Here is a 22454-nt window from a genome sequence, read left to right as displayed (position 1 = left end):
TTGATCGCAATAACTGCCTTTTTTGTAAAAATCAGAAGTAGCAAGGTTAGCTTGAGTTTTTCTGTTTCTAGTTGATAGTTGATACCCAACCACCATCGACACGCAAGTTAGAACCGTTAATATAGCCAGCAAGAGGACTACAAAGAAATGTTACTATATGCGCTACGTCATCAACGGTTCCGAGTCTACCAGTGGGATTGCTCATCATCCCTTTTAACAGATGCTGCTGAATCTGCTCTAAATCTGTATCCCATCCTTGCGCTGAACCTATTTGCAGCATGATTTCGTTCAAACCGGGTGTGACAATTGAACCAGGGCTTACTGTATTTACTGTAATTCCAGTTCCGGCTAATTCTTTTGCTAAACTCACTGTTAAGTTGAGGTTAGCAGCTTTGGTTGCCGAATAGTCAGGCGTAGATATTGGTTGTATAGCTACACTACTAGACATATTTATGATGCGTCCCCAACCAAGTTTTCGCATTTGTGGCACTAAAAGCTGAGTTATACGTACCATCGAAACAACATTGATGTTGTAAAGCTCCATCCATTGGCTGGGTGTTGAGTTCATCCAATCACGCATGAAGTAAGTACCAGCATTATTAATCAAAATATCCACAGCCCCAAGGTTTGATAAGGCCTTATCTACTACTTGCTCTGCGCCTGTATCAGTAGCTAAATCACCAATAGCAACAAACGCTTCTCCACCATTAGCAACAATCTCCTGAACTACACGACTAGCTTGTGTTTGATTGCGACCATGTACAACTGCGATCGCCCCTTCTTGTGTCAGTGCTTTAGCAATGCCTTCACCAATACCAGAGCTACTACCCGTGACAAGGGCGCGTTTTCCTTTAAGATGCAAATCCATATTCTTTATTTGCTGAGTTAAAAATTCTCTTTTTGGTGAGCGAGATTAGCCATTGAAGCTCTTTGGTATACCCCACTGAGTGCTTGAAAATATAGTGAGGGAAAGATGTTAACCTCATTTAATCCCAGATGGCTCCAACAGATGTACAGAACCTAAAGCTACATCGCCCCAGCGCATCACGGTTGCAGTGGCATTTGCTGATGCCCCAAACGAATAGACAAGAACTAAGTCATTTTCACGAATCTTACCTGATAGCGCAGCATGATATAGATTAGCCAAGGGAAGTACAGGCCCGATGTTGCCATACTGAGGGTAAAGATTGATGGTGCGTTCTATGTTAATCCCTAAGACACGAGCGCCAAATTTAGTAAACCAAGCTGTTGGGGTATTAAAAATAAAGAAGTCGATTTGGTCGATGGTTACGTTGGCTGCGGCGATCGCACCCTCGCAAGTTTTCAGTAGAAAATCGGCGGCAGTGTTACTAATCACTCGATTCGCGCCTTTGCCTGTTTTCATAAATAATCGCATATTTCCTTGAACATCCTCGGCAATTTCAGTATGAAATGAGCCACAAGTCTCGGCAGAGTGAACGGTTTTACTAGCGAGAATTCCTTGGTTAGCTTTAAGCTGACTAACCACAATTGCTCCAGCACCATCACCAGTAATCCAAGAGATGGTATCTCTCTCATCCAAAAGCCGAGAATATGCACAGGAAGTAACTACTAGAACGCTACTGTAGTCTCCTGCTTGCACTAATGTACTTGCAGTTTGCAATGCAACCATAGCACTTGAACACATGGAATTCAGATTCCACGCAGCACAGCGCAAACCAAGTTGATTGACGAGAAACGCAGCATTACCAGCTACAACTTCATCTGTACCAAAAGAGGTAACGATCGCCAAATCAATGTCTTCTACAGCTAAATTAGCTACCTCTAAAGCATCTCGTGCTGCACGATACTCTAGAGTTAACGATGATTCACCTGGAGCTAGTATCCGGCGCTCAACAGCACCCCGGAAAGGGTCTGAAAGATAAGGCATCATTTCCTGATCAAATTCATTGCTAGGAGTAGAATCAGCAAGTGAAAATAGCCTAGCCAGACTTTTTTGCTCCGACTGAGAAATTAGTTCTGGGTATTTTTGGCGGTAGTAATCATTGGTGCAGATGTTGCTAGGAAAGCTCAATGCTAAAGAGCGAATGCCAACAGGATAACTTTTCATGATCAGTTCCTTTCTATGAATTTGTAATGCCTTGGGAAATCAAACTGTCAATCCGACCTTCTATCGGCACAGGTTCATGCGGATCGATAATCACATCAACTACAAAGGGAACAGGAGAAGCGATCGCTTTCTTGAGGGCGGTGCAGATATCAGATTCACTTTCCACACGGATACCATCGGCTCCCATCGCACAGGCAAGTTTCACAAAATCCACCTGCGGAATTTCTACATCCATCCCTGCGAAGCCCTGCAAAGTCGATCCCTGACCGCACATGTTGTAACATCCATCGTTGAGAATAATCCAAACAGCAGGAATCTGGTATCTCACAGCTGTGCTGACCTCACTGTTCATCAGCATTGCACCATCGCCAACAATGGCAACTGCCTTTGCTTTGTGTGCTAAGGTTGCACCAAGCACACCCGTGACGAAATGGCCTAAAGAACCAAATCCTGTACTAGCTCGGTAACGATTCGGTTGAGTAAATTGCAATAAGTGATTTCCCCATGCTAAGGAGTTACCCGCCTCGGTCATAACTATGGCATTGCTCTGTTCAACTATCACCCGTTGAATTGCATCCATGAGTACTTTTGGACGCACCAAGCCCTTGATTCGGGGATTGATTTGTTGACGCTCAGTTTGAGATAGTATAGTTGCTTGATTTTGAGCATTAGGGTAGTGCTTCAGCAATGCTTTCACAAACATTCCCACATCAGACTGAATAGCGAACGTATCGACATTTGGGTATGCAGTTCCAGGCACATTTGGGTCAATATCAATATGTAAAAAACCTTTCTCAGGAATCATGCCTGGATGCCAAAATGAAGTGAGTTCACTCAAGCGCGTTCCCAGTACCAACACTCGTTGAGGACGGTACTTTTGCATATAAGTTAAAACAGACCTATGCCCAGCAAAGCCAGTGACTCCGACAAACTGCGGATGGTTCTCTGGAAAAATACCTTTGGCACGCGGCGAACACATGACCGCAGCCCCCGTCTTCTCAGCCAACTGAAGAATTTCTGCTGCTGCACCTCTAGCACCAAAGCCAACCCAGATAGCAAATTTTTCAGGCGACAACAACCGTGCACATCCTGCAATGGTTTCTTCACTAGCGGCGACTGGAGAAAAGCAGAGATTAACTCGTGGTAAGGCTGTCTGAACTAAACTTGTTTGAATGTTAGTAGGAATACTCAAATGTGCGACAAAGCCTCCTGGTTGGGCTAAACCCAAAGTCAGCCTGCGATAAACCTCTGGAAGTTCATCATCGGATTCGAGGGTATGTGCATAATGGAATAGAGATTCTGAGGTAAAAATTCCTGTACTGGGCATAGTATAGGTACTGGTTTCCTGGCAAGCCCAGCGTCCACGCTGAGATGTTGAAGTAGCGGCCGAGACAAAAATTACCTTTGCACCTTCCCAACGAGCCGCAAATAAACCTGTTAACGCATTAGTAAGACCTGGCCCTGTAGTTACAAATACCACAACAGGGCGATCGCTAGCAAAGTATGCTTCAGTAGCAGCAAATGCTGCGCCTGCTTCATGACGAAAGTGCAGCACCTGAATAGAACTATGTTGCAGAGCGTACCATAAAGGGACAATTGCTCCTCCGGAAACACCAAAGGCATATTGCACTCCCATCTCTTCTAGCATTTTGACTATTACAGAAGCCACTGAGCCAGGAACAATACCCAACGGTGAGTTTGGTTGGATGTTCGTCAAAGATGAGACAGTTAACGATGACTTACTTGCAGCAAAAATGCCAGTGCCAGATTTATCATTTATGGTATTATGCTGATTTGGAGTCAATCTTATGGGGCTACCATTTTTTAACTTTTCAGCTTCACTTGTGTTGTCAGAAAAAGATTTAATGCTCATAGACTTAAAACAATATACCTTCTAAATACATCTAACTTCATTGCATACTGAGTTCACGCCTGAGAGATACTGACTTATTTCTGGTTTCGACTGACTTTTGCTATTTATTCATCAGTGTGATTTTTTGGGGATAAGCTATGCCTAGATCACTCAGAGTTAGCCAGGAATACATTGGGAAAGTGAAGCTGGCAATTAGACGTAACGGTTTTGCCAGCCAAAAAGCTTTAGCTGAGGATGTTGGGATGGCTTTAGCCACAGTCAGTAACTTTTTAACTGGTAAACCTGTTGATCAGGCGACATTTGAGGAACTCTGCCAGAAGTTGGCACTAAATTGGCAAGAAATCGCCGACCTAAATTTTGATAATGCCGACAATAATCCGAGTAAAAATATTCAAAAAAGCAGTAATAGTAAACTTCGGGACTGGGGAGAGGCGATTGATGTCTCAGTTTTTTACGGACGTAAAGAAGAACTCACCCTATTAAAACAATGGATTGTGAGCGATCGCTGCCGACTCATTACTTTAATTGGTATGGGAGGAATTGGTAAAACCGCTTTGTCTGTCAAGCTAGCACAGCTTCTCCAAGAAGAATTTGATTACATAATTTGGCGCAGTCTTCGCAATGCACCATCAATCCATGAACTATTGACCGACTTAATTAACTTTTTTTCTCACCAGCGAGAAACTGATTTACCAGAAACATTAGACGGTAAAATTTCTCGATTAATGGAATTTCTGCGTGCCTCTCGTTCTCTATTAATTTTAGATAATCTTGAATCTATTTTATCTAGTGAAGAACGCGCTGGAGGATATCAACCAGAGTATGCCGAATATGGTCAAATTATCAGATGTATAGCAGAAACAAATCATCAAAGTTGTGTATTATTAACTAGCAGAGAAAAACCCAGAGAAATTAGTATTAGAGAAACTATAAATTCTCCAATTCGTTCATTAAGATTATCTGGGTTAACGCAATATGATGGACAGGCAATCATAGCAGATAAAGGCTTTTATATATCAGAAAGCCAAAGTCGAGTATTGGTAGATTATTATGGAGGCAATCCCCTAGCATTGAAGATTGCCGCAACTATTATTCAGGAATTATTTGATAGCAATACTTCTGAGTTTTTAGAACAAGGAACCATTGTATTTGGTGATATTTCGGATTTATTAGAGCAGCAATTTAACCGCTTGTCAGCTTTAGAACAACAGGTAATGTATTGGCTAACAATTAATCGAGAATGGGTATCAATTTCTGAATTACAAGCAGATATTATACCTGCTGTTTCACTTAAGAATTGTTTGGAAACTTTAGAATCGCTACAATTACGCTGTCTAATTGAGAAGAATGCCGGAAAATTTACTCAACAACAAGTGGTGATGGAATATGTAATTGACCGATTAATTACACAGATATGTCAAGAAATAGAAAATGGGGAAATAGCGTTATTTGATAGTTGTACATTAATCAAAGCTACTGCAAAAGATTACATAAGAAATGCTCAAATTAAACTGATTCTCAAGCCTATTATATATAAGCTATTAAGTTTTTTTGGTAGCGCAGAAAATGTGCAGAATTGCTTAAATCAAATATTGTTACAATTAAAGTCATTTGGCTTACGAAAACCAGGATATGCGGCAGGTAATATTCTTAATTTACTCTGGCAACTCCAAGTAAACCTGAGTGGTTATGATTTTTCTAACTTAACGGTTTGGCAAGCCTACCTACAAGGTATAAATTTGCATCAAGTCAACTTCGCCAACTCTGATCTGAGTAAATCAGCTTTGACTCGAACTTTAGGAGGGGTTTTATCAGCAACCTTTAGCCCAGATGGAAAGCTGCTAGCAACAAGCACAGATAATGAAATTTATTTGTGGGAAGTTGCAAACATTAAGCAAATCATTACCTGCAATGGTCATAAAGCTTGGGTGCAGTGTCTGGCTTTTAGTCCAGACGGAGAAATTTTAGCCAGTGGCAGCAACGACCAAACAGTAAGATTGTGGGATACTAACACCGGACAATGCCTTAAAACTCTTCAAGGCCATACTAGTTGGGTGCAGTTTTTAGCTTTTAGTCCGGACGGAGAAATTTTAGCCAGTGGCAGCAACGACCAAACTGTGAGATTGTGGGATACTAACACCGGACAATGCCTCAAAATTTTATCAGGACACACCAATCGAGTTATTTTCGTATCCTTCACCCCAGATCAGCAAATGGTAACTGCTAGTGAAGACCAAACCGTTAGAGTCTGGAATGTTGACACAGAGGAATGTTTACGAATTATCACAACTCATATCAACTGGGTCTTATCTGTAGCTTTGAGTTCGGATGGACGAACACTGGTAACTGCCAGTGATGGCGAAAAGGTAAAATTTTGGGATTTAGCTAGCGGTGAGTGCATTAAAACTTTACCAGACTACAACAGTTATGTGTGGGCAGTTGCTTTCAGCCCAGATGGTAAGATACTGGCAACGGGAAGCGAAGATAAAACAGTTAAGCTATGGAATTTTATCACAGGGGAATGTCTGCAAACTTTGCATGAACATAGCGATTCGCCTAACGGCGACAGCTTCGCTTCACGCGTTTGGTTAGTTAATTTTAACCCGGATGGTCAATCCTTAGTCAGTGTTAATGAAAACCAAACAATGAAGTTATGGGATCTCCATACAGGGCAATGTTTGAGAACCGTAGATGGGTATAGTAATTGGATATTATCTGTTGCTTTTAGTCCCGATGGTCAAATGTTGGCAACTGGCAGTGAAGACCAACAGGTAAGATTGTGGGATATCAACACTGGACAATGCCTCCGAATATTACAAGGACATACTAATCTGATATCCTCAGTTAGCTTTGCTCCTCAAAAGATACATGATTGCAACATAACTTCAACTCAGCATCACAGTCAGATTCTAGCCAGTGGCAGTGACGACGCAACGATCAAAATTTGGGATCAAAGTAGCGGAGAATGTTTGCAAACACTTTGGGGACACAGTAGTTGGGTACATACCGTTAGTTTCAGCCCTGATGGTAAACTTTTGGCAAGTGGTAGTCGTGACAAAACAGTTAAGATTTGGGATTGGCATACGGGAGAATGTCTGCATACTTTGATAGGGCATAGCGATCGCGTACAAACAATTACCTTCAGTTCTTGCGGTAAAATCCTGGCAAGTGGAAGCAACGATCGCACTATCAAATTGTGGGATATCAGTAGCGGAATTTGTTTGCAAACCTTATCAGAACATAGTGATTGGGTTTTATCAGTCGCGTTCAGCCCTCGTGCAGACATCCTTGCTAGTGCCAGTGGCGATCGGACAATTAAACTGTGGGATATTCATACTGGGCAATGTTTACAAACCTTTCAAGGTCATATATATCGAGTGAGAACAATTGCCTTTAGTCCAGATGGGCAGACTTTAGCCAGTGGTAGTGATGACCAAACAATAAAACTGTGGGATATCAGCACCAATGCTTGTCTCAAGACTTTTCAGGAACACCGCAAAGCAGTACGGTCAATTGCCTTTAGCCCCAATGGTTTCATGTTAGTTAGTAGTAGCGAAGACGAAACTATCAAACTTTGGGATATTGAAACAGGCGAATGCCTAAAAACCCTAAGAATTGATAGACCCTATGAAGGTATGAAGATTAACAATGTAATTGGTTTAACTACATCTGAAAAAAATACATTAAAAGCTCTTGGGGCAGTAGAGAGAGAATAAGATGCTATTATGCTCACGTAATGGTTATTCATTATATGGTTAGGGTGCAAAAACGGTATGGAAAATCAAGAACCTAAAAAAGCTCCTGAAACAACAGTAGAATCTGAGGGAACTGATCGCTCTCCTGGAAGAGATAGAGGTGTTGAAGTCAAATCTAAGGCATCAAGTCAGCAAAATGCCAAAGTAGAAAAGAAAGATTCTCCTGGACAAGATAGAAACCCATAGCTTGCTCCTGAATTTGATATAACACCCATAAACAAAAGGGTGATCGCCTACTTTCCCAAGCAGATGTAGTAAATTGGACTACAAGCGATCGCTCTTTTTGACTCAGAGGTTTTGAGAAGGCGATCGCATGAACTAAACAACTGTAGTAAATCTGTTTACGAGCAATCGCTCTGAAATTTTTAGCACAATTAGATACATTTCTTAGGAATCCTCTGAGATTGAGTACTAAAATTAGTAAGGATTAAACGCGGATGTGCTGCAATAGCTCCACGGCGGCAAGAGGCTAAAATTCTTTGAACAGTTAAATTTGAAGCTCGTGCCTGTGGCAAGTTATCTATAGGCGGAGTACTCAAACTTTTAGTTGATCCATATCTAGTGATTACAGGATTTGCAGCTTCTTCCATTACTGCAATTTGTTGATAACCTGCTTGAACTAGGATAGCTACATCCTGTGACAAAGTTCCAGAAATTGAATTTAAGAGAAGTTGGCATTCTGGTGGCAATTCACTTAAAAACTTTTCAAATCTTTTCTTGAAAACAGCAGGTTCACTAAAAATCACCCCTTCATTTTTAAACTGTTGGTAGGATGGCTTTAATGCTTCAGTTATAAGAGCTGAGTCTTGCATAGGATTTTTAGCTATAGCTGGAGTCACCCATCCTTGTAAAAGAGAGTCAGTATTTTCTGCCACCTGTTGCATTACACCTTCTTGCTTGGGTATGGTGTTAGCCTCAAAAGATGCTACCTTTAGGTTATGAAGTAATTCACCGCTATTACGCCTAAAAGCCGGTAATATGTCAGGCAGTTCTTTTCCTCCCTGTTCTAGTGCCTCTCGAAATGGAATCATCAAGAGCCTCCACCCTTCAGTCCACTTATTCCCAACCTCTTGATAATTTACTAGCTCTGCCTTCAAAGCTTTTGATCTGCCAGATGCACTAAGTACATCCTTTTTATCTAAATCAGATAAATTAATTTTAAAAATATTATTCTTCTGTTCAATATTTTTTTGCGCTATCAAATCGGCGATCAAAACCTTTCCATGCTTATTAAAGCTAATTCGCCATGAACTGTTGTAGGTATCGAGAAGCGTTCTCTCTGCATAAGGAGAGATATATGCATATCTAGATGGTTCTTTCTCTTCAGGCTTATACAAAGAAACGATCACCATGTAAGGAGTATCATTAATTAAACGCAAGCGGCCATATTTTTCTGGCTGGCTCAGTTCTTGTCGAACGCCTAAAGATGGATCGACTAAATTTTGTGAAGGGTCTGACAAACCTAAACTTAACATGGTTGCAGAACCAGCAATGCCATCAACTACTAATCCATTTTTGGCTTGGTAAGATTTTAGCCTAGCTAAAGTTTCAGAACCGAACACACCATCAATAGTAATTTTGCCAAGTGCTGCCTGAAGTTTTGCGACATCTGAACCTTTTTTACCATAATATAGTGCTGCTTGAGCGTTATCTGCATAGGTTAATGCAGTTGCAACTATCCCTGAAGCAATGAAAGCCATTATTGCCGAACTTGCTGCTCTCAAATTATTAATCTTAGATTCTTGTAAATCAGCATCTGGCTTTGTATTTTCGTAGCTAAGAGCAGCGTGAACAAATGCTAGTGTATCCATAAAATTTAATCCATCCAAGAAGTTAAACAGGTTGAGCTAGAAGAACAGTCTATATAGCTAGTTTATGAAATGTGATGTGTATACAAGTGAATAATTACTTAGGGTTACTTCAATAGGAAATTTTCAATATTTTTATATATTAATAAAATTGCTAAAACTCTGATAATCTTGAATATAGAAAATAGACTCTTCTAATATCTTTTTTAAATTCATATTCCATAGCTTTATCCTATTTTGATACCCCTTTTCAAAAGTGGACACAGCAATGTTACTCCAATCTGGGTTAAAACTTGCTGTAGAATATTTACTATTTCCTAATTGAATAATTCTCACCGAGTCATTATCCAAATTCCAAAACTCTATAATGGAATCTTGAGCAATTGAAACTATTATTTTATGATCTTGACTAACTTTTAAGTCTAGAATAAAATTTCTTGTTTTGGATTCAAAACTTTTGATTATCTCTCCATCAAGGCTCCTAATTTGAACTTTAGAAATTGATCTTTTTGAGTATTTAACTTTATTTGCCTCAATAATAGTTTTATCATTAATAAAGCCAATATAATCTACTTCTATATTAGGATTATCAAAAATTATGGATGATTTACTTTTGTCCAGTTGCCATAGTTTTACAGTTCCATCTTCACTGGAATAAATCAACATTGTACCATTAAAATTAAAGTTTACTTTAATAACTTGTTTGCAAGGTTCATTCAAAATTTTTACCTGTCGATTATCTAAGTTCAATATTGCTATAGATTCATATTGTGCTATGGCACATATATTAGCAATAGGACTAAAACTTATACTATTAACGTTTTCCCCATAACTATAAATCTCTTCATATGTTGAACTTCCATCATTGCCCCAGAATATGACAGTATGCTTGTAATTTTGACCATTAATATTGAGAGCAGCAACTATTTTACCATCATGACTAAATTTTACCTCTTTATAAGAGCCATGATTATTAGTTAAAGTATTTAATAATATACCATCGAAACTCCAAAGCTTTACAGTTCCGTCTAGACTTGCTGTAGCAATAGTTTTATCAGTTATATTAAAGTTAATTGAAGAAATAAAATCACAGTGTCCATGAAAATATCCATCAGTATATCCATCGAACTTACCCAGAGAATTCCAAAACTTGATGGTCTTATTACCATTGCAAGATATTATCTTGTTACTGTTTTTACTAAAAATCAATTTTTGTGATTCTGTTTTTGCTTCTATATCTTTTTCATGCACAAATTTCTTGAATAATCTACCTTGCTCTGACCATTTATTATTGGTTTTTACCCAGAGTTTGATAACACCATCCACATCAAATGAAGCAAGCATATTGCTATCGTAACTAAAACTAATATGTAAGACTTTGCTCTCTTGTGCGTTGAAGCAATCAATAGGCTCACCGTTATTATTCCAGAGTTTAATAAGCCGATCATGACCACTTGAAGCTAATATTTTACTATCATTGCTAAAATCGACTGATTTAATAATTTGGCTATGAGCATTATTAATGTTTTTAAAAAATTTAATATTATCAGTATCACATACCCAAAGTTTTACATTTCCTTTTATGTCTGTAGAAGCAAGCATTTTCCCATCTGGGCTAAAAGTTATATATGTAACGCTTGCTTTATGAGCATCTAGAGTTTGTATTGAATTTTCTTCCTTTAGCTTCCAAATTTTTATAGTACCGTCGTCACTACCAGAAACAATTAATTTACTGTCTGGACTAAAACTTATACTATTAACTCTAGCTATATGTTCTGTAAGTGATATATGTGCCCAAAGCGAAGAAGCAATGGTTTCTTTCCACCATAGATTTATACTTCCATCTTCACCAGCAGAAGCTAAGGTTTTACCATCCGGGCTAAAAGTTAAATCCCAAATTTCTCCATTATGTACATTTATCTCTTCTATAAAAGAACCATTTGGATTCCAAAGTTTAATTTCTCCCTTAGAACTAGCTGAAGCAATAATTTGATTGACAGGGTTCCAGCTTACACTAGTCACTTCATCATCTTCATGTGCATTAATACAGTTGTATTCTGCCAGTTCGCTAAATATATAGCCAAGCATAACTAAAAAGCGAAGTCTAGAGGCTTCATATTTTTCTAGCTCTTGTTGCCAAGTTGTTCCTATTTTGGTAAGGATTAGTAGAGCATCAAGTCTATTGTTAGAAGCAAAAAGCAGTTGTGAGGAGGTAATACCAACTTCAAGGCTTGCATCCAGTCTTTCTTGCTCTTGTCGATCACGGAGTTTCATACTAGCCTCAAAGAAGCGTAGCTCTAATTCGTTTAGCCAACAATTATCAGACGTAACTATTTCTTTTAACTGTTCAAGTCGAGCAATGTCCTGGTTCCATAGCGATGGAGAGTCTTGATTACAACCTTGACTGCTCCAATCACGCGCAGATGCAACAAGTCGCCTTTGAAGCAATAAATTCTCTTTCTCCTGCTCAATCCCAATCCACTCTTGTAATTTACTCCAACCATTTACTAGTGCATCATGGGCAGGTTCAATGTAAGGTTTATTATGAACATCATTCCCACTTACCAGCAAACGTGCTTCTTGAAAGTAACTGATTACTTTTTCTGCTTGTTCTTTTTTTGCTCCTGGATAGTCCAGTTCAGATTTTGGTACTCTTCTGCGAGCTAGTTCACCACCACTAATAGCCACCATTCGCAGCATTACATGACGAATCGTTGACTCATAAGCTTTTTTAGTTTGCTCGTCAACTTGTTCTTCTACTAATTTGTTATACGTCTTGTCAGCAGTTTGGGTGAGAGAGCGTGTAACCCCACCTATTTCCTTATAATCTGCTTCAGTAATTGTTCGGTCATTTCTGTCTCCATTTTCCTCAGCTTTAAGATACTTTAAGTAAAGCTCACTCAAAGCGAAAGAAAGTAGCGGTAAACCCCCTGGCATTTGAATAACTTCGTCAATCAAATCGTTGACTAACTTAGGAGACTCAAAAAATAATGCCCGTTGTGCAACAGGTTCTTCGATCGCTTGTTGTAACTCTTCCCTATACATCGGAGTTACAAAAAACCTTCCATCTTGCCAAAGGTTTTGCCAATCGGTTTCCTGTATTGCATCCCTGAGTTGAGGTTCAAAATCAGAGCGCAAAGTTATTACTATTCGCCACTGTTGCTTATTATTAATTAATAAAACATTTAATAGATTTATAAACTCTGTACGTTCTTCTTGATTTTTGCAAAGAGTAAATAATTCTTCAGCCTGATCAATAATTAATAATAATTTAGTTTCTAAATTATTATTAATTAATTTAGGAATATTATTAAAAATAATATTAGATTTTTCTTGAGAATTGAAACTGCTTTTGAAAGAGGTAACTGACTCAAATTCTAGCAATATTTTATTCAAAGCATTCAAAGGAGACTCACCAGGTCGCATAGGCTCACAAATGACCCATTTCCGATGACCAGATTCTTCTGCTGATTTCAAAGCCGGAATTAAACCAGCTTTCACTAAGCTAGATTTACCTGACCCAGAAGTACCTAACACTATTGTAAGTAGATGGTTGCTCACTTTTGAAAGCAGACCTTCTGGTGATTCTTCAATCAGTCTTTTTCTGCCAAAAAATAACTTAATATCTTCTTCTTTATTTTCAAATGAAGCTAAACCTTTATAGGGATTCTTACTCTCATCCAGCTTAAGAGCTATTAAGTCTACGTCGGGCTTAAAATTGTGAAGTGGAAAAAGGTATTCCCCCTTGAAGTAAACATATCTACCTGTTTCTTGGTCGTATTTTCGAGGCTGAGAAAGAGCAGGTGTTTGTCCGTGTGCAACTTGTCTAAGTTGATTTTGTATATAGGTAAAAAGTTCATGAACAGTAATTACCTTATCTTCAAGAATTGCCTCAATGAATTTATCATTACCTCCATCGGAATTACCTTGAAGAACTTTTAATAGTAAATGAGCGAAGGGCGAATGTCCATCGCAATCCCCCCGCTGTCCAAACCGAAATGAATCTTGTGCCTTCTCGTCATAGGCAGTAGAGGTAATAATTTGCTGAGTTGGATGTTTAATAAAATGCTCATAACTTTGTTTATACAACTTGCGGGAGCGTGCTGCATTTCTTCCATACTCAGCCCAAGAAATCCTGCCAGCAAAGCAGCAGTCTAAAATCATTAAGAGATGATGACAGCCCAAGTCAGTCAAGGCCGCGTATATCTCATGCATAGACAGCCAAGTATTTGGATTATCACTCTCCGCATTTTGAGGCATGAAATAACCAACTGGTTTACCATCTTCTCTATCTTGTGCTTCCTCAGCAAATCCGTGACCAGCAAAGTAGAATAAAACGCGATCACTTGGTTTAACTTGGTATGACTGACTATCAAACTGGATAGTCTTCTTTTTAAGATTAGTTACGAGTTGATCGAGTTCTGCTTTAGTTGCTTCTTCATCTTTTAACAGTAAGACCTCGTAGCCGTAAATATCCTTAAGGACACTAGCTAGTTTAGCTGCATCAGAAACAGCATTTTTGAGTTTAGGAATATCTTCGTATTTGTCAATGCCAATAACGATCGCTAAACTTCGGTTAATCTTTGCCATAATAGGCACCTTTTTTGGTAGACAAGATGAAGGGAATTTCAATTTTATTGATGGTTATTGCTCCTCTTATCCGGTTTTACGAATCAGAAGAGCAGTTGCAACTATGGACAAAGAGCATCGGCTAATGCTTTTAAACCCGCTTCGCTGGTGAAATAGGTCAGATGATCGCAAGCAACATTTGGTAAAACTTTTGGCTGAGGTGTGTGATCGCCACTCACACTTTTAATACTGGCTAGGTGAACAGCAATATCGTTAGGTTCTCCCCCAAACACCAAACCATCAACCACTTTATTAATGGCTGGAGAAAAGAGTTTATCCATTAATCGCCGTAAGCGATCTGGAGACTGTAAGGTTGGAATCGATCGGTCTCCAGCAATAATAGTGTAAGGAACTTGAGGGTCTGGGTTATTAGTGATCGCTTGGAAAAATTCTGAGTCAGGTTGCATTTGATCAAGCGCATTATCGTTGGCTTCCACGAAGTTTAGTGACTTAGCTACTAAATCAGCCACGAATTTGGCAGGCCAAGCCATCTCAGGAATTTGATTCAAGCCAAAACCCAAAAGTGCAAAAGCCATGTCCTGAACTGCTGGCCAGGGAGAACCAGCATTGGGAGTTCCCAACATTACTAAATGTTGAACGATTTGATTTCCACCTTCGTGTTCGATAAACCAGCGAGAAACTAATCCACCCATTGAGTGGGCGACTATATGCAACTGTTTGCCGTGATTCGTGCCTAAACCCACAGTTTCCAAGCGTTGTTTGAGCGATCGCGCATTTTCTTCTATGGTGGTGTGAAGATTTTCGTAATCGAAAGTTAAAACTAGGTCATAAAGTTCCCGTAGCGGACGTAGTTGACCATTGACCTCTACTTTCGCCTGTTGAACGCTACCAAGCATAGTTTCGGTATCCCCGATAATACCGTGAATGTAGAGGATAATTTTCTCAGCAGAATCAACGCGTTTTTTTACTTCTTCTAAATTTGGTTTAGATAATTCTGGTTTGTAACTGACCTTAATCTTATAATCTTCTTCTCTCACCTCTGCGGTTGTTAAAATCGGATAATCATAAGAATGTCCTAGTTTTTGACTGCGAAGCTTTTTGAAGAAAATTTTGATTGAACCGCTCAAACTACGACTACTTGTAGTCGGTTGAGGCAAACGTTCCAAGGTGATTTCTGTTCTCTCTCCCTTTTTCACACCTTGACCAAGAGGTAGGAAAAATTCCCCGTCATAACTTACAGGTAAAAGAGATTCATGTTCTTCTAAAGGTTGATTAACCAGTAAAGTTAGAGGTGAATCTTTTGTAACCGAATTAACATCATTGACAGCAAATATCTCCACAGCACTCAGTCCTGGATCGCTACCGCGACTGGTGGTAAATTGAAACGATTCAATAACGCCTTGTTCGTCCCAGAGTATGGGTGGTGCAATAAGATTACCGATATCTCGTATCGTTTGGGAAACAGTAGTCAGAGTTACTTGTGCCTGCAAATTAGGATGAGGTTGTACTTCAACCAACCCATTGAGTAATTTTACACCTTTACCTGGTTGAAGTTTTTCAGCATCTCGTGGTTTGACAATACTAACTGCCACTTCTTTGGTAATCCAATCGTCAATTTCTTTCCTCGATTTAGCAGGACTACGAGTAGAAATTTGCTGCATCAAACTATCAAGAGTTCCTTGAGGACTGAACGATGATCTTTCCCCAGGTGGAGGTTCTAGCCCATCTTGTTGTAGCAAATCAGCATTAAAGTCTGTTTTACTCACTATCAACTTAAAAACATCTTTTTCTTCAGTTATGCCCTGGTCTATAAACTCTTGCTTAATCTCAAAAAATACAAAACTTTCAAATGTATTGCTTCCTTTTGAATTTGTGCCTGAAAGCACTATATTTCCTGCTTCATAAGGTTCAGGATTTTCAGGATCTGGATAGTAGTGAATACGTGGATTTACGGAATAATCATTTGAAAGTAACAGAACACTACAAAATAATTTCTGCTTGCTATGATTGGTAAGTCTAACTTTAACAACTGGACGTTTCCATTCCCCATCTTCATACTTGTACTCTAGGCATTGTTCAGAAGCTGTGGACGGAAATTTATCTGCATCTTCATAAAGAGTAATGTTCCCTTGAGCATCCTCATAACCACACTTAATAATTTCCATCTCGACATCATTGGACTTAATACTACTTTTAGAACTTTTTAAATTAAGAATATTAGTCCAACGAGCGATCGCCTCTAAAGCTTGGATTGCTTCTTTAGCAGCATTTTCACCATAGCCAGGTTGCTTAGGAATGGGAGCAACAACAGGACGTTTATCTTGAGTAATCCAGTATTGTCCATTAAAGACTAGTAATTTATAATCAGCATCTCTGGAGTTCTCAACTTGCTTAAGGTATAGCGACTTTTGACCATAATTCGCTTCTTCTAAAGCTTGCTTGGCTAACATTATGCCTGTTTCTTCTGTCAAATTACTCTGAATGTAAACCTTTAAAGGTTCTATCGGTAAACTTATAACAACCGCCCAATAGTTTTGTTCGTGCTTCAACTGTTCTTGGCCTTGGGTAATTTCTACCTTGCTTTTATCGGTCAATACTTTGATAACTTTTACTTCACCAATAGCTTTTGACAATTGCTTTAACTCATCAGAATTGCTTCCTTCTGGAAAAATAGCTAATGAGGTAGTTTCACCAGCAGACGATAATTTAGGAATACCTTGTATCACTCCACCATTAATTTCCCAACCTTTATCATTAGGGTTTGTTAATGTAAAGTATAAAGGACGTTCGGGAATCGCACCCCCTAAAAATGATTCTTTTAAATCTTCTGGGTTAGTTGCTTCAAGTTGAGGCACTTGGTCTGGGAATTTTCCCTTCACTAAAGCTTCTATATTTCTAGCTAAATCCAGGTAAGATAAGCTGCCATTAGTTTGCTCTAAGCTTTTTAGGAAAAAGTAAGAAAAAGCCCCTCTAGTTTTATTATCATCTCCTTGATACTCCTTGGCATATTGCTCATCTCGACAAGCTGCCAATAGAATATGTCTTCCTTTGGGCAAATCTAACCCTATCTTTTTCTTATTAACTCCTGATGAAGTTAGTAGGAGATTTTTAAAGGTGGCATCCTCAGCAAAAATGAAGCTAGACAAAGGGCGTTCTCTAGTATCTTCTGGAGCTAGACGTACTCCTTGAGGAATATTTCTAGTTCCCGAACCTGAGTGGCATGAATCGAGAATCACAATAACACGAGGATTCTTCTGTGCTACCTTACTCAGCAAATACCTGAGTTCTTTATCGGCTAAATCATAATTCCCTGGGGTACGGCTGTCGTAGCAAACTAGAGTTTCATCTAAACGGTCTGGTTCTAAATGCCAAAACTCTTCGGGAGCTTTTTCTTGCCCTCCATGTCCTGAATAGTAGAATACAGCAATATCGTCGCTCCCAGCTTGACAAAGATAATTTTGAAAACCATCAATAATTGCTTCACGGGTAGCCTGTTCATTTGTGAGAATTCTAGGTTCTTTCAGTTGCCATTTTCCAGAAATTTGGTTTTTGAGGTAGGTTTCTATTGCTTGAATGTCGTTTACACAACCTTTAAGAGATTTAATTGGCTGGGGATAATTATCAATCCCCACAAGTAAAGTGTATAAATTTTGAATTCCAATTTTTGGAGAGTTGCTAATCATAATATAACTATTTATTTTTTAATAAAAAATTATTGAGACTTTCACCTGTTAACTTTATTTCAACAAAAGCTTGGGTTAACGATAAATTTTGCGGATAAATTATAAGTCATTTATATTGCCCAAATTTAAATAATTTTTAGAGTAGCGATCGCAAAGTGCCAAGCCCAGCAATTTAAACAATTTGCTTAAATTAATATCAGCACACCTAGTTTTTATATTCCATTAGAGACAAATTAAGGTATCTTTACCTTAAGTAGCAATGATGCTTAAAATATTAAAATTTTTGGAAGATTCTTTATGAGGTGAACATGTGTTCATTCTAAATTTTTAAAAAAGCTGAGATTATTTTGACTTTACATTCTTGAATTTAGAACAAATAAGATTCATTGTCGATACAGTAAAGTTCCGGTAAAGTTCCGGTAAAATTACTTATGTGGTAAAGTTTGGATAAAACTTGCCTAATGTACTATGAACTTTGAGGAAGCCCTAGCAGTTGCTGATGAAGCAATCTTTGTGAAAGCAGGAAGACATTTAAGTAATGTAGAAATTGCTATTCTCAAAGGTTCTTGGGAGCATTTGACATACGAACAAATTGCTTCAGATGCTAAGTACTCGATAGCTTACGTCAAGCGGCATGTGGGGCCTCAACTCTGGAAGTTGCTTTCCGAAGCGTTTGATGAACAGGTTAGTAAAAGCAATTTTCGCTTTGCTCTGGAGCGTCAATGGCGTAACTCTGTGAAGCTAGGGACTCCAGATAATACAATCCAAAATCATGCCAATTATAAAAATTTTAGTTTCCAAAATAATGCAGTAGCTCTTCAATCAGGCTGGAAAAATTTGCTCAAAAATGGAAACTTTAGCACTGGAACTTTGCACGAAGTTCAAAATCGCGCAGACTGGGGAGAAGCAATTGATGTATCTGCGTTCTATGGGCGTACAGCAGAACTCAAAACACTAGAACACTGGATACTACAAGAGAAATGCCGACTAGTAGCGTTGTTAGGTATGGGAGGGATGGGGAAAACCTCTCTGGCTGCTAAATTGGCTCAACAAATTCAAGGACAGTTTGACTATTTTATATGGCGATCGCTCCATAATGCCCCACCACTTGTAACGCTTTTAGATGACTTAATTAAATTTCTGTCATCTGGTCAGGTTTTAGAACCTAACTTACCAAACAGCGTAGAAAGCAGGCTCTCTCAAATAGTCGATTATTTACACCGACATCGCTGTCTGATTGTTCTCGATAACATGGAAAGCATTTTACAAAGTGGCACTATTGCTGGAAACTATCGAGAAGGCTATGAGCAATATGCTCAACTATTAAAACTCATCGGTGAAATTCCTCACAATAGCTGTTTTTTAATAACTTCACGAGAGAAACCGAAAGACTTGTCCATACTGGAAGGCAAATCTCTACCGATTCGTTGTTTACCCATAAGAGGTTTAGATGTAGCCGATGGACAAAAAATATTTGAAGCTAAAGGTTTACGAGGCTCTGGTTTAGAAATAACGAAATTAGTTAAACTCTATTCAGGAAACGCCTTATCTTTAAAAATAATTGCTACAACAATACTTGAGATTTTTGATGGGAATATTGCCGATTTTTTCAGTCAAAACACATCTATTTTTGGCAATATACGCGAAATTATAGAACAACAGTTTTTGCGTTTATCACAAATAGAAAAAGATATAATTTACTGGTTGGTAATTAATCGCACACCAGTTGCATTTTCAGATTTACAAGATGATATTACCTCACCACTAATATCAACAAAAGTCTTGGAAGCTTTGGAATCCCTGTCCAGGAGATCTTTAGTAGCTAAGACATCAACACTTTTTACATTACAACCACTAGTTATGGAGTATGCGACTAATGAATTAGTTCATAAAATTTTGCAAGAAATCAAGACTGAGAAGATTAATTTATTTAACACTCATGCTCTGATAAAAGCAACAGCGAAAGATTATATTAAAGAAATACAAGTTCGGGTAATCCTTAAGCCAATAGTAGATGAATTACTAAAAATTTATACAAATAAATTAAATTTAGAAAATAAATTAAAAAAACTTTTAGGAATACTGCGAGAAATATTTCCTCAAGAGCAAAGTTTTGCAGCTGGCAATATTATAAATATACTGTGTTATTTAAACTCAGACTTGAGTAACTACGATTTTTCGCATCTCAATGTTTGGCAAGCAGATTTACGTGATGTAAATTTACATAATGTAAATTTTGCCCATACTAATTTATCGAGATCAATGTTCGCTGAAAATTTCGGTGGCATTTTATCCTTGGTATTTAGCTTTAATAAAAAATTTTTAGCTATGGGCAACATGAATAGCGAAGTTTGCTTGTACCAAGTTGGTGAGTGGAAGCAATTAAAGCTATTTATAGGCCATACGAACTGGGTATCATCAATTGCCTTCAATCCTGATAATAGTATTCTTGCCAGTGGCAGTGAAGACCAAACAATCAGACTTTGGAATGTCTTCACTGGAGAATGTCTCAGAATCTTGCATGGGCATACAAAGGGAATTTGGTCAGTCGCTTTTAGTTCAGATGGACAAATGCTGATCAGTGGTAGTGACGATCACACAATCAAGATATGGGATGTCAAGACTGGTGAGTGTCTCAAAACTTTGTCTGAGCATCAGAATATGGTTCGGGCCGTTGTTCTGCATCCTGATGGTCAAATGTTAGTTAGCGGTAGTGTGGACAAAACATTGAAACTGTGGAATATCCACACTGGTCAATGTCTCAGAACTTTGCAATATCATAATGAGGGAATTTGGTCAGCTGCTATTAGTCCAGATGGACGCAGACTTGCTAGTGGTAGTAGCGATCGCACAATAAAGTTATGGGATATTAACACTGGTGAATGTCTGCACACTTTACATGGTCATTCTGGTTGGGTCATTTCTGTTGCTTTCAGTCCAGATGGACAAACCATAGCAAGTGGTAGTTGGGATCAGACCATCAAACTGTGGAGTGCCAATACTGGTGAGCGTCTCAAAACTTTGCCAGGACATAATAATATGGTTCGAGCAGTAATCTTTAGTCCGGATGGAGACACTCTTGCAAGTGGCAGCGATGACCAATCCTTAAGATTATGGAATGTTGATACTGGTCAGTGTTTAAAAAACATACAGGGATATACTAATCGGATTTGGTCTATTGCCTCAAGCTCAGATGGACAAATACTGGCTAGTAGTATTAATAAAACAGTAAAACTCTGGGACATTAACACAGGCAAAAACTTTAGAACTTTTATAGGACATACTCATGAGATTAGATCTGTAGTTTTCAGTCCAAATGGACAAATGCTGGGTAGTGCTAGTGAAGATAAAACAATCAAGATATGGGATGTCAATACTGGTCAGTGCTTGAGAACTTTGCACGGACATACGGGTTGGGTTTGGTCAGTAGCTTTTAGTTCAGACGGTCAGACTTTGGCTAGTGGCAGCCATGACCATACTGTTAAGTTATGGAATGTCAATACTGGTAAATGCTTTAGAACTTTACATACAGAAAATCATGGCGTTTTGTCAGTGGCTTTTAGTTCAGACGGTCAGACTTTGGCTAGTGGTAGCCATGACCATACTATTAAGTTATGGAATGTCAATACTGGTCAGTGCTTAAGAACTTTGTCTGGACATACAGGTTGGGTTTGGTCAGTCGTCTTCAGTCCAGATGGACAGATTTTAAGTAGTGGTAGTGGAGACCAGACAATAAAACTATGGGATGTCAATACTGGTCAGTGTTTAAGAACTTTGTCTGGACATACGGGTTGGGTTTGGTCAGTGTCCTTCAGTCCAGATGGACAGATTTTAAGTAGCGGGAGTATGGATGATACAGTAAAGCTATGGGATGCCAATACTGGTAAATTACTCAAAACTTTAAACCAAAATAATCAAGGAGTTTTATCAGTAATTTTTAGTCCTTGTGGGAATTGTCTAATTAGTAGCAGTGAAGATGAGACACTGAGAATATGGGATGTTTCTACAGGTGAGTGTCTAAAAACTTTAAGAAGTAAAAAACTCTACGAAGGTATGAATATAAGCTACGCTACCGGATTAACAGAGGCAACTATTCATACTCTCAAAACTCTGGGAGCGATTGACCTTTAACTATAACCGATCAAAAAAGTGATTAATTCATGGCTATGAATGCGATCGCCTTTGAAGAGGTAAGTATCCCTGCTAGTGGATATATATTTTGACATTTTGACGCAGATAGTCTGTAACCCTTGCAAAATCAGCATTGTTAATTATTGAATAGCATAAACTTCCATGAATAACAGTCAAACCAACGTTCCCAATAATCTTGTTTTTTTGTTAACTTCCCTATAACGCGATTATATTTAGCAAACCAGCTTTCCCAATAATCGTTTGTCTCTTTAACGCAACCATCACAAGTTGGGCAACCAGCTTTACATTGAGGCACGGTATGAATACTACCGACACAATTTGTGCAAAGTTCGCTGTCAATCCAGTGGCGGGTGCCTTCTACTTTAATTGCGCCAGTGGGGCATACAGACTCACAGAGATTGCAAGAAATACACTGGCTGGTAATCTTATAAGCCATGATTATTCTCCTTGCGAATGAAAGAAGTATAAAGTGTGAAGTCGAAAGGCAAAAGGTAAAAGGTAAAA

At 38.6% G+C, this 22454-nt stretch carries 10 protein-coding genes; 3 read left to right on the top strand and 7 right to left on the bottom strand.

The window, feature by feature from the left end:
- Nucleotides 1-67: 67 nt before the first annotated feature.
- The 3 genes from AC504W_RS12015 to AC504W_RS12005 form a co-directional block, all read right to left on the bottom strand.
- The gene (locus tag AC504W_RS12015) at nucleotides 68-868 is read right to left on the bottom strand and encodes an SDR family NAD(P)-dependent oxidoreductase (RefSeq protein ID WP_494877903.1); all 801 of its coding nucleotides are present in this window, start codon (nucleotides 866-868) and stop codon (nucleotides 68-70) included.
- Nucleotides 869-982: 114 nt separating this feature from the next.
- A complete protein-coding gene (locus AC504W_RS12010; protein ID WP_494877902.1) occupies nucleotides 983-2089 on the bottom strand; it encodes a 3-oxoacyl-ACP synthase III family protein in 1107 nt (368 codons plus the stop codon).
- A 13-nt stretch (nucleotides 2090-2102) separates the two neighbouring features.
- On the bottom strand, nucleotides 2103-3962 hold the full coding sequence (locus AC504W_RS12005) for a ScyA-related TPP-binding enzyme (protein ID WP_494877901.1): 1860 nt from the start codon (nucleotides 3960-3962) through the stop codon (nucleotides 2103-2105).
- A 137-nt stretch (nucleotides 3963-4099) separates the two neighbouring features.
- Between AC504W_RS12005 and AC504W_RS12000 the strand changes: the two genes are divergently transcribed.
- Nucleotides 4100-7678 (top strand): WD40 domain-containing protein, encoded by a 3579-nt coding sequence (locus AC504W_RS12000; protein WP_494877900.1) that lies wholly within the window; start codon nucleotides 4100-4102, stop codon nucleotides 7676-7678.
- Between the two features lie 57 nt (nucleotides 7679-7735).
- Entirely contained in the window at nucleotides 7736-7903 is a 168-nt protein-coding gene (locus tag AC504W_RS11995; protein WP_494877899.1) for a hypothetical protein, read from the top strand.
- 188 nt (nucleotides 7904-8091) lie between these two features.
- Here the strand turns inward: AC504W_RS11995 and AC504W_RS11990 are convergent, their stop codons facing one another.
- The 3 genes from AC504W_RS11990 to AC504W_RS11980 form a co-directional block, all read right to left on the bottom strand.
- Nucleotides 8092-9528: a peptidoglycan-binding domain-containing protein gene (locus tag AC504W_RS11990; RefSeq protein ID WP_494877898.1), complete on the bottom strand. Its 1437-nt coding sequence runs from the start codon at nucleotides 9526-9528 to the stop codon at nucleotides 8092-8094.
- Nucleotides 9529-9660: 132 nt separating this feature from the next.
- The gene (locus AC504W_RS11985; protein WP_494877897.1) at nucleotides 9661-14115 is read right to left on the bottom strand and encodes an nSTAND1 domain-containing NTPase; all 4455 of its coding nucleotides are present in this window, start codon (nucleotides 14113-14115) and stop codon (nucleotides 9661-9663) included.
- 101 nt (nucleotides 14116-14216) lie between these two features.
- Nucleotides 14217-17798 carry a DUF7379 domain-containing protein gene (locus AC504W_RS11980; protein WP_494877896.1) on the bottom strand — a complete coding sequence of 1194 codons (3582 nt, stop codon included), beginning with the start codon at nucleotides 17796-17798 and terminating at the stop codon, nucleotides 14217-14219.
- A 468-nt stretch (nucleotides 17799-18266) separates the two neighbouring features.
- Between AC504W_RS11980 and AC504W_RS11975 the strand changes: the two genes are divergently transcribed.
- Entirely contained in the window at nucleotides 18267-21929 is a 3663-nt protein-coding gene (locus AC504W_RS11975) for a WD40 domain-containing protein (protein ID WP_494877895.1), read from the top strand.
- Nucleotides 21930-22065: 136 nt separating this feature from the next.
- Here AC504W_RS11975 and AC504W_RS11970 read toward each other — a convergent pair whose 3' ends face one another.
- Entirely contained in the window at nucleotides 22066-22386 is a 321-nt protein-coding gene (locus AC504W_RS11970; RefSeq protein ID WP_494877894.1) for a DUF362 domain-containing protein, read from the bottom strand.
- Nucleotides 22387-22454 lie beyond the last annotated feature (68 nt).

It is taken from the genome of Nostoc sp. C96, from assembly GCF_059384975.1.
This window is presented reverse-complemented; position numbering and strand designations above follow the sequence as displayed.

Excerpts from the sequence above, each read along its gene's own strand:
- AC504W_RS12015 (WP_494877903.1), bottom strand. The coding sequence starts at position 868 with ATGGATTTGCATCTTAAAGGAAAACGCGCCCTTGTCACGGGTAGTAGC.
- AC504W_RS12010 (WP_494877902.1), bottom strand. The coding sequence starts at position 2,089 with ATGAAAAGTTATCCTGTTGGCATTCGCTCTTTAGCATTGAGCTTTCCT.
- AC504W_RS12005 (WP_494877901.1), bottom strand. The coding sequence starts at position 3,962 with ATGAGCATTAAATCTTTTTCTGACAACACAAGTGAAGCTGAAAAGTTA.
- AC504W_RS12000 (WP_494877900.1), top strand. The coding sequence starts at position 4,100 with ATGCCTAGATCACTCAGAGTTAGCCAGGAATACATTGGGAAAGTGAAG.
- AC504W_RS11995 (WP_494877899.1), top strand. The coding sequence starts at position 7,736 with ATGGAAAATCAAGAACCTAAAAAAGCTCCTGAAACAACAGTAGAATCT.
- AC504W_RS11990 (WP_494877898.1), bottom strand. The coding sequence starts at position 9,528 with ATGGATACACTAGCATTTGTTCACGCTGCTCTTAGCTACGAAAATACA.
- AC504W_RS11985 (WP_494877897.1), bottom strand. The coding sequence starts at position 14,115 with ATGGCAAAGATTAACCGAAGTTTAGCGATCGTTATTGGCATTGACAAA.
- AC504W_RS11980 (WP_494877896.1), bottom strand. The coding sequence starts at position 17,798 with ATGATTAGCAACTCTCCAAAAATTGGAATTCAAAATTTATACACTTTA.
- AC504W_RS11975 (WP_494877895.1), top strand. The coding sequence starts at position 18,267 with ATGAACTTTGAGGAAGCCCTAGCAGTTGCTGATGAAGCAATCTTTGTG.
- AC504W_RS11970 (WP_494877894.1), bottom strand. The coding sequence starts at position 22,386 with ATGGCTTATAAGATTACCAGCCAGTGTATTTCTTGCAATCTCTGTGAG.